A 15,762-nucleotide genomic window follows, 5' to 3' on the forward strand; every position below is an offset into this window, starting at 1 on the left:
CATGCTTGAGTTTTAAAATCGTTATTGTTGACGTAAATAATGTGCAACTTTCTTGGCTTGGGCAGCATCACTCCACCAATAATCAATTCCTGCCGATAGTTTAGGTTTGATGGCGGGCTGACGATACATATTCCAATAGGCATACCAGTTTTCACCTTTGCCATAGGTTGGAATTTGATAATACCCCGCACGCAATAAACGATCCAAAACTTTGGTACGCACAATCAATTGTTCACGATTAGGCGCACGAATCAACTGTTGTACCACTTCATCAATTACTGGGTTTTTAATGCCTGCGTAATTATAGTTTCCTGGTTGATCTGCGGCAGCACTACTCCAAAGCTGTGCTTGCTCATTGCCTGGACTTAAAGATTGCGGCATGACACTGGTGGTCATATCAAAATCGGCACGGCGCATGCGTTCAATATATTGCGGCACATCGACATGCCGAATATTTACCGTAACGCCCAGACGTTTCATATTGCGCACAAAAGGCACTAATGTGCGTTGCAAACCATCCTGATGAATTAAAAATTCAATTTGAATGGCTTTGCCTTTGGCATCGACCAATTTACCTTGCTGAAAACGATAACCCGCTTTCAAAAGCAATTCACGGGCTTTAAGCAAGCCGTTACGGTTAAAGCCACTGGCATCAGTCACAGGATACTGCCAATTTTGCAATACGCCTTGGCGTTGAATAGGATGCAGCTTGGCCAAATAGGGTTTTAAAACAGACAATTCTGCGGCTGAAGGTGTGCCTTTGGCTTCTAATTCACTGTTAGAAAAATAACTTTGCAAACGGCGATATTGCCCATAAAACAAGGCTTTGTTTTGCCATTCAAAATCATAAGCGTAGGTTAAAGCCTGCCTAAAACGAATATCCTGAAACGCATGTCTACGGGTATTAAAAACAAAACTTTGGGTCGGAATTGGGTTTTGGTGCTGAAATTTATGCTTGACCACCATGCCCGCATTCACAGCAGGAAAACGATATTCAGTGACCCATTTTCGTGCGGTATATTCTTCATGCAACGTGTATTGCCCCGACTTAAACCCTTCGAAGGCAATATCCAGATTGCGATAATAAACATACTTCAGGCGGTCAAAATTATAGCGCCCTTTATTTACGGGTAAATCTTTGCCCCAATAATTTGGATTACGCTTATAAGTAATGCTGCGCCCTGCATCAATCCGCTCAATAAGATACGGCCCTGAACCTAAAATCGGTTCTAGTGTGATGCGGGTAAAGTCACGCTTTTGCCAGTCTTTTTTAGAATAGATTGGCATTTGCGACAAAATCAGCGGCATTTCTGCATTGTTAGTGGATTTAAAACTGACTTTAACCTGATGCTTAGACAAGACCGTGGTTTTATCTAAATCGGATAAATACATTTGTAAACCTGGATTAGACTTGGTCTGAAAAGCATCAAAACTGAATTTCACATCATCTGCTGTAACTGGGCTGCCATCACTAAATTTAGCTTTAGGATTTAAATGAAAAATGACAAATGCAGTTTGCTTGGGGTCATAGCTGACTTTTTCTGCCAATAAGGGATACATCACCCCCGGCTCATCTAAAGAACTGCTCATGAGTGAATCGAATATAAAACTCACCCCATCGGTTGAGCTGCCCTTGCCATTCATGTCATTTAAATTATCAAAAGTGCCATTACTGGCACGAATTAAATCGCCACCTTTAGGCGCTTGCGGGTTGGCATAAGGCATAGCCGAGCGCCCCACATACTGAGGCTGGCTATGTACGGCAATATAGGGCGTGGTTTGTAACGCAGCCCATCCAAACTGCGGCAAGACCACACAACCTAAAATACAGCCCAGATATTGGTGTGTCTTTTTTATGGCAAATGACATGCACACAGCTCCTTGTGCAGTATTCCTGAGGATGCCGTCAAAACATGACATCCTCAGGATTAAACTTTACAGATTCGGGACTTTAATCACATCGCCAATACGCAATTGAGTATTTGGCTGCATATCATTTAAATCTGCCAATGCTTTGGTGTCGATGCCATAACGACTGGATAAGCCAATCAGCGTATCCCCACGTTTCACTTTATATTCAGTTACGGTTTTGGGAACTTGAATATTTTGTCCAATGCGTAAACCTGAACGTGGCGTTAAGTTATTTAAACTCGCCAATTCTGCAACCGACACACCCACACGGCTGGCAATCGAATTTAAAGACTCACCACTTTTAACGGTATAAGTTTCGGTGGCTTTACTACTGCTGCTTTTCGCAGCACTTACGACCTCTGTTTTTACTTCATTTTTTGCAGCGCTGGCATCGACTTTTAAGCGTTGTCCAATGCGGACATTGGCAGTACGTGAAAGATCATTCAGCTCTGCCAAATAATTCAATTGCAATTTATATTGGCGCGCAATACTGCTTAAAGTTTCCCCTGCTTTGACCACGTGAATATCATTGGTGGTTTCAGCCACCGCTTCAACTTGGGCTTTTTTCTCAGGAACATCCCCCGTGAGTTTAAGAATTTGTCCTGCTCTTAAACCACTGTTACGGCTTAGATTGTTTAAGTCTGCAATATAGTCTTGGCTGAGATTATATTTTGTCGAAATCGCCGATAAGGTATCGCCACGTTGTACCGTATAACGCTCAGGCACATTGACACCTGCAGGCACTTTGAGGGTTTGACCAATGCGCACACCGCTTTGCGTGCTTATATTATTTAAACTGGCGAGCTCTGCCAAAGAAATTTTGGCTTGGTTGGCAATGCTCGATAAAGTATCACCACGCTGTACTTGGTAGTTTTCAGTCGGATAGTTTGGCTCTGCTGCTTTTGTTTCTGACTTACTGGCTTCAGCTTTGCTCGCTTCCGTTTTTTGTGCAGTCACTTCATTTACAGGCACATTAATGCGTTGCCCAACCAATAAGCTACTGTTCGCGTTTAAACCTGGAGTTAAATCAGCCAATTCCTGATTTGACAAGGCATAACGGTCTGCAATCAGTTTTAAGTATTCGCCACGCTTCACTACGTAAGTTTTGGTTGCGATTTTTGCAGCCTGTTCTGCGGCTTTTTTGTCGGCTTCTGCTTTGGCTTTAGATGCAGCCGTTTCTTTTAAACTTAGACGCTGCCCTACAAATAAGCCACTGGTGGTGCTTAAGTTATTAAAATCTGCCAATTGTTTTACAGTTAAACCAAACTGACTGGCGACACCTGTTAAGGTATCATTGGCTTGCACCACGTATTGCTCAGGCATGGTTTTTGGCTTAGCAGGCTCTGCCTGTACTTGTGGCTTGGCGTCGTATAAATAAATACTGGTGCCCACATACAAAGTTGCATCTGGAGCAATTTGGTTCCACTTGGCAATATCACGCCAGTTCAAGCCATTTTTCATGGCAATACTGGCCAAGGTGTCCCCCGCTAACACGGTGTACGTGGTACGTTTGCCTTTTGGTGGTACGACCACCACTTCAGACTCCGTACGCACATAATTCTTACCTTGGTTACGCTTTGCTTCTTCTGAATCTAGGCGCGTATTTTCTGCCACACTTTTCGGGTAAGCAAAACCTTTGGTTAATTCTTTACCTTGCTGCTCTGCAACAGACAGACTGGTCTGAATAGCGGTCAGCTTAATTTTTCCATCGTATGGATCAACAATTTCAGTGCCTTGAGGCGCAATTTGTTTTAACTCAGCCACAAGTTGTTCTTGTTCTGCTTTAGAAGCCACAGGCTGCAACACTTCTTCTACAGTTTTATTGCTACCTTCTGCCTGCACTGCTGCAAGAATTTGCTCACGCTCAGTATTGGAAATTGGTGGTTCAATCCGCACAGGCTGAATATTGGCAGCAGGTGTAACAGCAACAGGAATACGCGGCGCACTTGGAATATCGCTACCCGCAGCAAATGCTGCCAAAGCGTCCGAACCTTGTGGCGTACGTGACAAACGTGTAGGCGTAGTCGTTGCTGGTTTTGAAACACTGGCTGTAGTCGATGCTGTGCTTGGTGTAGTGGTAGTTGTGACTGCCGTAGAGGCAGCAGGCTTGCCTGTAGTCGTTCTGGTTGTTGTACTGGTCGTTAACGCAGGTGGCTCAGATTTAGATGGTGTAATGGTCACACCAGAAGATGAAAACGATGGTGTGTTGCTGCTATTGCTTGCCCATAAACCGCCACCACCTTGTAGTTTTTTCAATCGTGCATCGACTGTTGGGCTTAAATCTGCAGGAATCAAAATACGCATTGGACTTTGGGTGTCAATCCGATCCCCACGATGTCCAGGGTTAAGCGAATACAGTTCGGCACGGCTGAGACCGGTAATATTGGCCACATCATTTAAATTCACCGCGCCCACATTAATTTCACGGAAGTGTGGACGGTTGGCAATTGGGGGTAAAGACACGCCATAAGCATGCGGGCTTTTAATAATTTGTGCTACCGCCAAGAAACGCGGCACATAGTTCATGGTTTCTTGCGGCAGTTTTAAAGACCAATAATCGGTTGGTAAACCTGCAGCTTTATTGCGGTTAATGGCTTGTTGAATACGACCCGGGCCTGCGTTATAAGCCGCCAATGCCAATTCCCAAGAACCAAACTGATTATACAAACTGCCCAGAAACTCATAGGCAGCACGGGTCGATTCCACGACATCACGGCGACCGTCGTACAATGACGTTTGTTTTAAGCCGTAAATACGCCCCGTACTTGGAATAAACTGCCACAAACCTGCAGCTGCGGCACTACTGGTTGCTGCAGGGTCATAGGAACTTTCTATTACAGGTAACAACGCTAATTCAGTTGGCATGCCACGACGTTCAGCTTCTTTAACCGTGTGATACAAATAACGTGAAGCACGCGCACTTAAACGATCCAAATACGGCTGACGTGAAATAAACCAGCCACGCTGCGCTTCAATACGTGGGTTCCAATGATTTAAATCCATTTTGAAACCAACGGTCATACGCTTCCAGACATCACCGTGTTTTAAAATTAATAAACGGTCACCTTCTACCGCACGCATATCGGTTGCAGAAAGTAAATCTTCCAGACCATCTAAAGTACTGGCATCTAAATAACCCGACCCAACCTGACTTGAAGTGAGTGGCTTGCTCGCACCTTGAGTCGAACTACAACCCGTCATCAAGCCAAGGGCAGCCAATGCTGAACCTAAAACTGTAATTTTTAAAAATGAAGGTAAAGTCGGCTGCCACATGCGCGTGGTTGGTTTATACATAAAAAAATCCAAACAACTCGTATATAAATTATTTTTTAGACTTGCCATTGTAGTAGAGCTAGACAACGACACAAGGCATTAATTTAGCGCGTTTCGTCTATAAATGTTACAAGAAATTAAAAAATAGACAGGATTTACACGTCTAAACCGAATTTGCGATATACAATAGCTTTTCATTCCGATTTATTTTGCACAACCTGCGGATCTGATTTATGTCTCAAACAATCACATTATATGTTGATGGTGCTTGTCGTGGTAATCCTGGCTTGGGTGGCTGGGGTGCGTATATTGTTACTGAACAAGCAGAACATAAATTATATGGTGGCGAAGCTCAAACCACCAATAATCGTATGGAGTTGACTGCAGCGATTGAAGGCATTTTATTTTGCCCAACGGACGCCAAGCTAGTTATTTGGACTGACTCCAATTACGTCAAACAAGGCATTACTGAGTGGATTCACGGCTGGAAAAAGAAAAACTGGAAAGATGTCAAAAATCCTGATCTTTGGCAAAAATTAGATGCAGTCTGTCAAGGTCGTGAAATTGAATGGAACTGGATTAAAGGTCATGCAGGACATGCTGGCAATGAAATGGCAGATCAACTTGCCAATGTGGGTGCAGATCAAGTCAGCAAAATGTTAAAAACCGCAGACTCAAACCCAACGCTCAATGCAACCTTAGTCACATCGGCAGCAGACACCACAGAACATGATAAAAAAAAAACGGAATCTGACTGGTTGTTAGATGACCCCTTTGGTTTTGATTTAATGGGCGATGATGCCGAGGCTGAAACAGAAGATATGCAAAATACGCTTCAGGAAACTCATCAGACAACTGAATCAACCATCACTGACGAAGCTGAAGCGGAAAAAAACAATTCATCAACTGGTGTTGAAGCAGTGAACACAACTCAATCGCATCCTCATATTGTGATTACCCCTGCCACAATGCAGCTACACGGTCCGCGCCAACTGATTCTGGATACTGAAACCACAGGTTTTTACTATCAAGATGGTGACCGAATTATTGAAGTCGGTGCGTTGGAAATGATTAACCGTAAACTCACGGGCAGTTCCATCCACATTTATATTCAGCCTGAAAAACTGGTCGGTGAATCAGAAAACATTCACGGTATTTCAGATGAGTTCTTAAAAGACAAACCCAAGTTTGCCGAAATTGCCGATGTGCTGTATCAATATCTTAAAGGTGCAGAAATTATTGCGCACAACGCCACCTTCGATATGAACTTCTTAGATATGGAGTTCAGTCGTGCGGGGTTGGGCAATTTGTCCGAAGTATGCGAAGTGACCGACTCACTGCTCATGGCAAAAAGTAAGCATCCTGGGCAAAAAAACTCACTCGATGCGCTCGTCAGACGCTATGAAATTCCTGCGCGTGACCGTACGTTCCACGGCGCATTACTAGATGCTGAAATTCTAGCCGATGTTTACTTGGCAATGACTGGCGGACAAGTCGCCTTTGATATGGATGCTCTGTCTGCAAGCGAAGAACAGCAACGTCAAAGTGATCGTTTAAGCATTGATATTGATCTTGCTGTGATTCTGCCATCAGAAGAAGAATTGGCTGCACATGAGAATTGGGTCAAACAATTTGAAGAAAAACACGGTAAACCTTGCTTTTTTGCCAAATAAAATCTACGAGTTTTGTAATTTTATGTATTTAAAGATTTGCCAGTTCAGTTATAGTTAAAGCAAATAGGACTTTGTGTATTTTGCAAAGAACCAACAAACAGATAAAACACTAGGAAAGGTGCAGATCCATGTCTTACCAAACCTCTATACATTTTGATCCAACTGCCTTACTGATAATAAAAAATGAGGTTGATAATTCTATCAAACTGGTTGAATCCGCAGTAAGCACCTTAGCAGAAGATCAAACTTTGCCTTTTGGGATTGATGATGCACTGAATCAGTTTGAACAGTGTGCTCAGGTTTTAGCCTTAATTGATATGGAAAGCTTGGCAAAAATTGCGCAATACTCAGCAGAGCTGATGCGTAAAATTATGGGGAATCCAAGCAATATCAACACGCTGGAAGTCATTGCACTTAGCGAAGGCACCACCATGCTCAAGCGTTATATTGAGTTTATTTGCCTACGTGAAGTTAAAATTCCACAATTCCTACTCGACACTTTAAACCGTTTAGAATTGGCATTGGGTAAACCATTGACTCAGGAAGGTCAGCATATTGAAACTTTATTGGACTGCATCACTCCAAGTTTCCAATTGCCGCAAGTGCCTTCTTTAGAAAAGTCGGCTTATGTGCATCGCTTATATAAACTGTCATTACATAAGCTGCTCAAGCAAGAAGAATCTGCCATGGATCTTCAAGCGATTAAACTGGTAGGAACGTATTTGGCAGGTTTGGCAGAACAACATCCGAGTCAGCAATATTGGGGCTTAGTACACGTTGCCTTTAACCATATTGATAACTTGTTGTTGAATGAGCCACGTTTGCGTACTTTTATTAGTATTGAGCACAATATGCGTCAATACTTTGCTACGCCAGAAAGCTTTACCGCCAGCTTGTCTGATCTTGCGAATGTGTTGAGCCTGTGTATTAGTCAAGAAGATGAAATTTCTCAACATATTCGCAGTCAAATGAATATTGGTGAAGACTTACTCACCGACATGCAGCTCCAAGTATTCAGCCGTCATTTATATGGTCCAGATTTTGACACCATGCATACAATTAGCGATTTGGTCACCACAGAAATGACACAAATTCGCAATGATATTGAATACAACTATCAAAACATGAGTCCTGAAAAAACGCTGGAATTACAAGGCAAATTAACAGAGTTAGCAAACTTGTTTAAAGTCTTGAACTTAAATGAAGCGCATTTGGACTTACAACGCCAAGCTGAATCATTAAGCCGTCCTGAATTACTCAAAGATGAAAACTTTGCCCAGCAATTAATGAACGTGATTTTATCGGCCATGAACTCAATCGGTGTGCTTGAACGTCACCACACCTCTAGCCGTTTGCAGTTACGTGTGAATAACATGAACATTTCGCTAGATCGTTTAGATGAAGCACACGAAGCCTTGCTGACTGAAACCAAGTTACTGATTGACTTAATCACGCAAACACTGACACAGCACCTACAAACTCAAAGTGTTGCAGATTTAGAGCATACTTCAGCGCAAATTCGTGAAGTTGCAGGGGCAATGTTGTTCTTGAATGCTGAAAGTGGTCAAAAAGCACTGAAAGTATCTGCAGATTTTGTGCATGCACAAGTTGAAGCAGGGCAAAACTTAACAGCTGAACAGGTCAACAATATCTTAGATACGCTTGCCAGTGCAGATATGCTGATTGACAATTTAAAGAACAAACAACCTGTTCTGCAAAGCATGTTTAAGGTAGCATTGGACAATAGTGAAAAATTGAAAACTGTAGCCTAATGACTGAACTCTCACTTGCATATATTTTTCAGCAACAACAACTTTTGGTCGATGAAAACTTCCAATTACCACGTGTGGAAAAGTTGGCAAGTGATTTAAGTTTTAGCTCGGGTGATCAAGTGATTGCCCGAGATCTACTTGAAGATGAATCTATCCCTGAAGGCTTTCAACTGGTTCCAATCCGACAACTTTTACAAGTCTGGAACACCCAACAGTTTGAACAAGCTAGCCGTGCCATTCAGTTACTCGAATGGCGTCGCAATCATAAATTCTGCAGCCATTGCGGTCATAAAACCGAAGTCCATGCGACTCAATATGCCATGGTCTGCCCTGCTTGTGGCTATCACCAATATCCGCGCGTAAATCCATGTGTCATTACCGTGATTACTCGTGGTGAAGATGAAGTCTTATTGGCGCGTAATGCACGCAATAAACTGCCCATTTACGGTTTAATCGCAGGCTTTGTTGAAGTGGGTGAAACACTCGAAGAAGCAGTACGTCGTGAAACTTTTGAAGAAGTTGGCGTACAACTTAAAAATATTCAGTATCTTGCCAGCCAGCCGTGGCCTTTTCCAAGTAACTTAATGATCGCCTTTAAAGCTGAATATGCAGGCGGTGAAATTCAGTTACAGGAAGAAGAAATTCGTGATGCACAGTTCTTTAAGTTTGATCAACTGCCTGATATTCCATTTAAAGGCAGTATCGCCCATGCCATGATTATGCATGTGACCCAAGGCACGCCTGTGGCAGATGACACCAAAGCTTGGCTATAAGTCTAATTCGCAATCTTGCATTTAAAAAACCGTTGCACCCCATAAGCTGCAACGGTTTTTTTAATTACCATTTTCCACAGAAGATCAATCAACATCACGCATCTTTAAGTGCCTGATCTAAAGCACGCATAATTTGGCGTTTGGTCGCAAAGAAACGACTAAACAAACTCGACACCGATGCCATAACACTGACATGCCCTGTTTTTGGAATGACAATAATTTCACTATGATTGCCATATTTCTTTAATACGTGGTCGAAGTCTGTGGCATTACTTGCCCCCACAATTTGATCTTTTTCTGCCACCAATAAATAGTGTTTGACTGAATTCGGCTCTACAAAATAATACGGCATCACATCCTGATACGGCACCTCTTGATCAAAGGCATCGGCACATAGCGGATCATCCTTATAATCAAAATGATAAGGCCCTGCTAAGCCAATAATGGCACGGATGTGATCTTTACAGCTTAAAGCATACGGCTGCGGATGGTACAACAAGGACATCACATTAAACGCCCCTGCTGAATGCCCCATCAACACCACCTGTGCCGTAGAAATACCCAGTTTGTGTTGCTGCTGAGTCAAGTAATTCAGTGCAAGGGTTAAATCATCAATATAGGTGGGAAAAATATGCTGTGGCGCGAGCTGATAGTTCATCACTGCGACATCAAAGCCTTCTTTGGCAAATGCTTCGCCCACAAAGCGATAATCCTGCTTATCGCCACGTGACCATGCCCCGCCATGCACAAAGACCATGAGTGGACGCTGCGGGCGTGGTGTTGTAGTGCGGTACAAATCCAGACGATGTCGCGCGCGTAAACCATAAGCAATATTACTTTGAACGGTATAACCCTGACGTGGGGTTAAACGGTTCAGCGCATAGCTGCCCAAACTATACAGGCGAAATTCTTCATAAATACGTTTCGCCTGTTCTAAAGTTTTATTCAGTTGTTTAAACCAGTGTTCCACATTATTGAACATGCGTCGGTTCAACCTGATCTGGGTCAATCGCGACTGGCGTTTGTGTTTCTGGAGCAACCACTGGGCTGACAAAGTTCGCGTTGTTGCTCGGCTGTAGCTCAATATTATCAATTAGGGTAATAATTTTAGTGACATTGCCCACTTGTTGTAGCACTTGGTTTAAATCCTGCAATTCTGCATTGTTCAAACGTCCCATCACATATAACACGCCATCTTCGGTATGAATACGCACTTTGCTGTCTGACACCACAGGCGCTTTCATAATCAAACCACGGGTATTTGCAGTGACCGTGGTGTCCTGCATAATGGTGCTATAGCTGATTTGATTACCCACTGTAATATAATTATGGATGGTTTTTACATCACTCATGGCACGCACATTGTCTTCTGCTAATTGTTTTAAATGGGCGTCAGGCACTTGCCCTGTCAACAACACATTGCCATGAAAACTTTCTATATTGACACGTGATTGTTTAAAACGTGAATCCAGTTTATATAAATTAATTTTTGCAGTACGTTCAATAGAGTTATCTATAAACACTTGCCCAAGTGAGCGTGCACCACTTTCTGTACCCACTGGCGCAGTGCCTGTGCCACTTGAAATAAAACTTGCACAACCCGATAAACTTGCTACACACAGCAAGGTCACTGCAATACGCTTGAACACTCAGCAAGACTCCTATTATTTTCTTTCAATTCTGGCTTGTGCTGTGCATTTCATCCTTAGATTTGCACGATCAACAATACACCGACTGATGCTTTTGCTTTAAATTTCACTCAAAGATTAATCAAGTCTGCATCAAAAGTAAAAGCATTTTCAATCCATTGCAAATCATACGGGAATTTGGAAAAGTCTTGCTGTACTGTTTTTGCAAATTGCCGAGAAAAATCAAAGCAAATCACATCAAAACGACAATAATATTCTGAATAGTGTGGATATTCTGTTAAAAACTGCAGGGCAGTTTTCATAATTTTACGCTGCTTGGATGCAGACACCACTTCGTAGGCTTTGCCATAGCCAGTTTGCGAACGCGCTTTAACTTCTACAAAAATCAGTTGTTCTGCTTGAATAAAAATACCATCTATTTCACCAAAAACACTGTGATAATTCTGCTCCAGCATACGCCAACCGTGTTGATGTAAATATTGCCAAGCCGTCTGCTCTGCCCATGTGCCAATGCTTTGCTGCAGTGTTTTTTGATTCATGCTATATCCGATTTTTTTTATTTTGTTATGGTGCGCAATCGTAGTATTCGCTGAAGTGCGATGACGCGAGTTTCACACGCCAGACTGCAATTCAGGTAGAATAAGCGCTTGGTCTGTAACTTGTATCAGACGCAAGCCAATACTGCTGTTGTTTCGTGTTCCATCATTTTTATTTTAGTTTGCTATTTCCCACGGAGAAAACTCAATGAGTGCCCAGTTATTTGTTGTTGCTACCCCAATTGGTCACTTAGATGATATGAGCTACCGTGCAATTGATGTGCTCAAATCGGTCAGCCTAATTGCCGCTGAAGATACCCGCACCTCTGCACAATTAATGAAACATTTTAATATTTCAACTCCGCTTACAGCCTGCCATGAACACAACGAAAGCAACAAGATTGATATTTTAGTCCAAAAATTACTCAATGGCGAAGACATGGCGCTCATTAGCGATGCAGGTACACCACTGATTAGCGACCCAGGTTTTAAACTGGTTCGTGCAGCACAAGCCAATGGTATTCGTGTGATTCCTGTGCCGGGTGCATGTGCAGCCATTGCAGCGCTCAGTGCGGTTGGCTTACCAAGTGATCGCTTTAGTTTTCAGGGATTTCTCGCTTCTAAACAGTCACAGCGATTACAACAACTTGAAAAGCTAAAAGATGAAACCCAAACCCTGATTTTTTATGAAGCACCACATCGAATTTTAGATTCAGTCAAAGATATGGCTGCCGTGTTTGGTGCAGATCGCCCTGTTGGCTTTGCCCGTGAAATCACCAAAACCTTTGAAACCATTAAAAAAATGACTTTAGGTGAATTGGCTGAATTTATCGCAGCAGATCATCATCAACAAAAAGGTGAAATTGTATTGGTGGTGGGGGGAGCGAGCGAAGAAAAAGACATGGAACAAGAAAAATTAGATCAATTATTGCAGCGTTTGTTGCAAGATTTATCGGTAAAAGCAGCATCACAATTGGCGGCTGATCTAACAGGGATTAAAAAGAAAATTGCCTATCAACGTGCGTTGGAATTAAGCCAAGCAGCTGAATAAGCCGATTGAGCAATAACAGTGATGACGATCATCGCGCATAAAAAAAGCATCACCCTTTATACAAGGTGATGCTTTTTTATGTTGAAGGTATAAGCATTAGAGCAGCCTGCATAGTAAGCATCCCGCCCTAACTCACTCAACAGTTCAACGAATAAATTCAATCAACAAGTTCAGCAAGCACGTTCAACAGATTAGTCGCGCGCAGACTCATCTGGTGGCACTTCGGTAATTTTTCCGCCACGCGCCAAGAATGCAGCCACTTCATCTTCCAATGCCTGACGCTGTTTTAGTTTGGCAGTTACAGTGAGAGTTTCTGCTTCTGCAAGATCACCATCTACAGCACCTTCTTCTGATTCTGCTGCACCTTTTTCAGCCGCTTTCGCTTCATCTTCGTCTACAGTTGAATCTTCTACATCATCGTAATCGTTCATGTCCGTCATCTTAATCTCCCCACAAATGACTTCAATTTAGTCCAAGTGAAAACTGGTTATGAATTACGATGAAATTTAGCAATCTCTTGGCCTTTCGCATAGAGTCTAGATTAAAAAAAACGTATCTTTTTTAACCAAATTCGTAATCAGGTATGTATGACCGTACAAAAAACGACTGTTTTGCTTTAAACCGCGTAGCGTGTGTCTTTAAGCAGGCTTAATCCACTGGCTTGTGACATAAAGGCATCTTTTAACGCAGGCAGCTGCTCCACCTGTTTTAAACCAAAGTTACGTGCCCACACCACAGGGAATAAAGTGGTGGTTTCCATCCAGCCAATCGCAGACATACTATGCATCATGGCATCATTTTGTCCTTTACGACGATGCTCGTAACGCTTTAAAGTTTGCTCATGCGCCCAAACACCACGTTTGAAATCATGCAACAACACATCGCACAGTACGGCTGCATCCAGACAACCAATATTCACGCCCTGCCCTGCAAGCGGATGAATTACATGCGCGGCATCACCAATAAGTGCCAAACCATCTTGCACATAACGCTGCGCTGCACGTGCTTTCAGTGGGAAAATAGCACGTGGGGTTGCCTCTAAGACTTCCCCAAGCATGTGATGACTTTCACGAGTCAAAAGTTGGGTAAAGTCGTCATCATTCAGTTTGGCATATTCTTCGGCATAGTCATCAGGCAAAGTCCAAACAATCGACTGCCAATGCCCTTCCTGCTCGGCGTGTAAACTTGCCATCGGTAAATAGGCCAAAGGACCAGTTTCTAAGAAAATTTGACGTGCAACATGCTGATGCGGCTGCGCAGTACGAATTGCACAGGTTAGACCTGCCTGACGATAATCCAACACATCAAAATCAATAAAGGCTTGTTCGCGCACAAAGGAGTTAGCACCATCTGCGCCAATGACTAGCTTAGTCTGTAATTGTGTACCATCGGCCAAATAAATGTGCCAAACGCCAACACCACGCTCTAAACGGGTCACTTTGACTTGCGTTCGATAATCTTGCACTTGTTGCAACATTTGCTGCTGAATCGCTAGATTTAAAATGCTTGGCTCGACCATTGAACCCAGAACCTGCTCAATAGCGGGTGTACGTTCGTTACTTGCCCCAAAGTTAATTTCGCCATAGCCATTTTTATTCCAAACCTGCATGCCGCTATACGGCATATGTCGCGCCAGTTTAGACCAGACATTGACTGTTTTTAACAGGTGGATGGTGGCCTGACTTAAAGCCAATACACGCGGATTGGCAACTGCAAGGGTTTTCTCTGCATCTAAAATAGGTGCGGCATCTAAAACTGTAGCCTGCACACCCCCTTGTGCCAATAAAAGTGCAGTTAAGCCTCCCACCAAGCCGCCACCAATAATGACGACATCTAACACTTGCGTTTGTTGATTTGCTGTGATCATGCTTTTAACCCCATGGCATAATTGGCGACCAAAGGTTTAATGCCTGGAATGGTATCAAACGCGACTAAGCCTGTATTACGCATAAATTTCAGGATTGGGTTTTGATTGCTAAATCCACGTACCACGCTGTCACAGAATTTAATGACTCGCTGTTGATCTTTCAAACGCGATTGTTCATAGTCACGCAGCATTGCAGCATCGCCTAAATCTGCTGACTGTGCCGCCTGTTCGGTGAGATAACGCAATAATACGTAAGCATCTCGCATACACAAGTTAAAGCCCTGCCCTGCGACTGGGTGAATGGTATGCGCTGCATTACCCATCAGTACAACGCGACCAACCGCCTGTTTTTCTGCCAGAACTTGTGACAATGGAAAACTAAAACGACGTCCTGTTTTTTCAAACTTCCCTGCACGATCACCATAGGCTTGTTGCAAGGCATTTAAAAAGTGTTGATCATTTTCATCGCCCATCCATTCATGTTCTGTACCTTTTGGCACAGGCCACACCACAGAACGGCGATATTCACCTGGCAGGGGCAGCAACGCCAAAGGCCCTAAGTGACTAAAACGCTCAAAACCCACATGCGCATGCGGCTTGGAGGTTTGCACTGTGGTCACAATCGCTACTTGGTCATAATCATGTTCCGATGCACCAATGCCCAAGGCTTTACGGCAGAAAGAATCACGACCATCGGCAGCAATCAGTAGTTTGGCAGCAAGCTGTAATTGTTCCTGACCACGTACCGCTTCAATATAGGCAAAATCTGCATCTTGTTTAAGACTGGTGACCTGCACACCATCAATCAATTCAATCAAAGGTTGTTTACGCACTTCGGTCAGTAACACCCGACCTAACCATGCATTTTCAATCACCTGACCAAAGCTTTCGACTTTTTCTTGTTCGGCCAATAAACGTGCCTTGCCAAAACTACCTTGTTCGGTAATTTGAACTTCTAAAATAGGCGTAGCATGTTCTTGCAAGGCATCCCATAAACCTAGCTCTTGGTAAATTTGTACGCTGCGACGCGACAAGGCACTGTTACGTGCATCAAAACTGGAATGATACGGCGCAAGGTTAGCATCGTCATAATTGGGGTATTGAATCGCTTCTAGCAACTTTACTGCAATGTTTGACTTAGCCAACATCAAGGCTAAGCTTAGCCCGACCATACCACCGCCTACAATGATCACTTCTTGTTGCATGCCTTGATCCTTTTTATGAGGTATTCGACTTCAAAAGATTCAATCGAAATAC

12 protein-coding genes are annotated in these 15,762 nt (G+C 43.2%); 4 read left to right on the forward strand and 8 right to left on the reverse strand.

Translation table 11 applies throughout. The features are described 5' to 3' along the window. Nucleotides 1–21 precede the first annotated feature (21 nt). Nucleotides 22–1,869, reverse strand: coding sequence for an extracellular solute-binding protein (locus tag FTU92_RS04770; RefSeq protein WP_004972660.1), 1,848 nt, complete (start codon nt 1,867–1,869; stop codon nt 22–24). A gap of 66 nt (nt 1,870–1,935) precedes the next feature. Continuing rightward, on the reverse strand, nt 1,936–5,205 hold the full coding sequence (locus FTU92_RS04775; protein ID WP_180095754.1) for a LysM peptidoglycan-binding domain-containing protein: 3,270 nt from the start codon (nt 5,203–5,205) through the stop codon (nt 1,936–1,938). Between the two features lie 212 nt (nt 5,206–5,417). Between FTU92_RS04775 and dnaQ the strand changes: the two genes are divergently transcribed. From dnaQ to nudC, 3 genes are all read left to right on the forward strand, one after another. Then, the gene (gene dnaQ, locus FTU92_RS04780) at nt 5,418–6,857 is read left to right on the forward strand and encodes a DNA polymerase III subunit epsilon (protein ID WP_180095757.1); all 1,440 of its coding nucleotides are present in this window, start codon (nt 5,418–5,420) and stop codon (nt 6,855–6,857) included. Nucleotides 6,858–6,985: 128 nt separating this feature from the next. Then, nucleotides 6,986–8,629 carry a chemotaxis protein gene (locus tag FTU92_RS04785; RefSeq protein ID WP_178866541.1) on the forward strand — a complete coding sequence of 548 codons (1,644 nt, stop codon included), beginning with the start codon at nt 6,986–6,988 and terminating at the stop codon, nt 8,627–8,629. Further along, on the forward strand, nt 8,629–9,402 hold the full coding sequence (nudC, locus tag FTU92_RS04790) for an NAD(+) diphosphatase (RefSeq protein WP_096902169.1): 774 nt from the start codon (nt 8,629–8,631) through the stop codon (nt 9,400–9,402). The genes FTU92_RS04785 and nudC overlap by 1 nt, the downstream gene beginning before the upstream one ends. 94 nt (nt 9,403–9,496) lie before the next feature. Here the strand turns inward: nudC and FTU92_RS04795 are convergent, their stop codons facing one another. The 3 genes from FTU92_RS04795 to FTU92_RS04805 form a co-directional block, all read right to left on the reverse strand. Continuing rightward, nucleotides 9,497–10,384 carry an alpha/beta hydrolase gene (locus FTU92_RS04795; protein ID WP_179988918.1) on the reverse strand — a complete coding sequence of 296 codons (888 nt, stop codon included), beginning with the start codon at nt 10,382–10,384 and terminating at the stop codon, nt 9,497–9,499. Continuing rightward, nucleotides 10,374–11,051, reverse strand: coding sequence for a BON domain-containing protein (locus FTU92_RS04800; protein WP_180095759.1), 678 nt, complete (start codon nt 11,049–11,051; stop codon nt 10,374–10,376). The genes FTU92_RS04795 and FTU92_RS04800 overlap by 11 nt, the downstream gene beginning before the upstream one ends. A 110-nt stretch (nt 11,052–11,161) precedes the next feature. Further along, entirely contained in the window at nt 11,162–11,590 is a 429-nt protein-coding gene (locus FTU92_RS04805) for a YraN family protein (RefSeq protein WP_180095761.1), read from the reverse strand. Between the two features lie 205 nt (nt 11,591–11,795). On the opposite strand from FTU92_RS04805, the gene rsmI reads away from it, so the two are divergent. After that, complete coding sequence (rsmI, locus tag FTU92_RS04810; RefSeq protein WP_178319212.1) at nt 11,796–12,638, forward strand: 16S rRNA (cytidine(1402)-2'-O)-methyltransferase; 843 nt, start codon at nt 11,796–11,798, stop codon at nt 12,636–12,638. A gap of 191 nt (nt 12,639–12,829) precedes the next feature. Here rsmI and FTU92_RS04815 read toward each other — a convergent pair whose 3' ends face one another. From FTU92_RS04815 to ubiH, 3 genes are all read right to left on the reverse strand, one after another. After that, a complete protein-coding gene (locus FTU92_RS04815; RefSeq protein ID WP_004972644.1) occupies nt 12,830–13,078 on the reverse strand; it encodes a hypothetical protein in 249 nt (82 codons plus the stop codon). 176 nt (nt 13,079–13,254) lie between these two features. Beyond that, nucleotides 13,255–14,505 (reverse strand): FAD-dependent monooxygenase, encoded by a 1,251-nt coding sequence (locus FTU92_RS04820; RefSeq protein ID WP_180095763.1) that lies wholly within the window; start codon nt 14,503–14,505, stop codon nt 13,255–13,257. After that, nucleotides 14,502–15,710: a 2-octaprenyl-6-methoxyphenyl hydroxylase gene (gene ubiH / locus FTU92_RS04825; protein ID WP_131261746.1), complete on the reverse strand. Its 1,209-nt coding sequence runs from the start codon at nt 15,708–15,710 to the stop codon at nt 14,502–14,504. Before ubiH ends, FTU92_RS04820 begins: the two co-directional genes overlap by 4 nt. Nucleotides 15,711–15,762 lie beyond the last annotated feature (52 nt).

The organism is Acinetobacter sp. YH12205 (assembly GCF_013418125.1).
GTDB classification, from domain to species: Bacteria; Pseudomonadota; Gammaproteobacteria; order Pseudomonadales; family Moraxellaceae; genus Acinetobacter; species Acinetobacter towneri.

Excerpts from the sequence above, each read along its gene's own strand:
- FTU92_RS04770 (WP_004972660.1), bottom strand. The coding sequence starts at position 1,869 with ATGTCATTTGCCATAAAAAAGACACACCAATATCTGGGCTGTATTTTA.
- FTU92_RS04775 (WP_180095754.1), bottom strand. The coding sequence starts at position 5,205 with ATGTATAAACCAACCACGCGCATGTGGCAGCCGACTTTACCTTCATTT.
- dnaQ (WP_180095757.1), top strand. The coding sequence starts at position 5,418 with ATGTCTCAAACAATCACATTATATGTTGATGGTGCTTGTCGTGGTAAT.
- FTU92_RS04785 (WP_178866541.1), top strand. The coding sequence starts at position 6,986 with ATGTCTTACCAAACCTCTATACATTTTGATCCAACTGCCTTACTGATA.
- nudC (WP_096902169.1), top strand. The coding sequence starts at position 8,629 with ATGACTGAACTCTCACTTGCATATATTTTTCAGCAACAACAACTTTTG.
- FTU92_RS04795 (WP_179988918.1), bottom strand. The coding sequence starts at position 10,384 with ATGTTCAATAATGTGGAACACTGGTTTAAACAACTGAATAAAACTTTA.
- FTU92_RS04805 (WP_180095761.1), bottom strand. The coding sequence starts at position 11,590 with ATGAATCAAAAAACACTGCAGCAAAGCATTGGCACATGGGCAGAGCAG.
- rsmI (WP_178319212.1), top strand. The coding sequence starts at position 11,796 with ATGAGTGCCCAGTTATTTGTTGTTGCTACCCCAATTGGTCACTTAGAT.
- FTU92_RS04815 (WP_004972644.1), bottom strand. The coding sequence starts at position 13,078 with ATGACGGACATGAACGATTACGATGATGTAGAAGATTCAACTGTAGAC.
- FTU92_RS04820 (WP_180095763.1), bottom strand. The coding sequence starts at position 14,505 with ATGATCACAGCAAATCAACAAACGCAAGTGTTAGATGTCGTCATTATT.
- ubiH (WP_131261746.1), bottom strand. The coding sequence starts at position 15,710 with ATGCAACAAGAAGTGATCATTGTAGGCGGTGGTATGGTCGGGCTAAGC.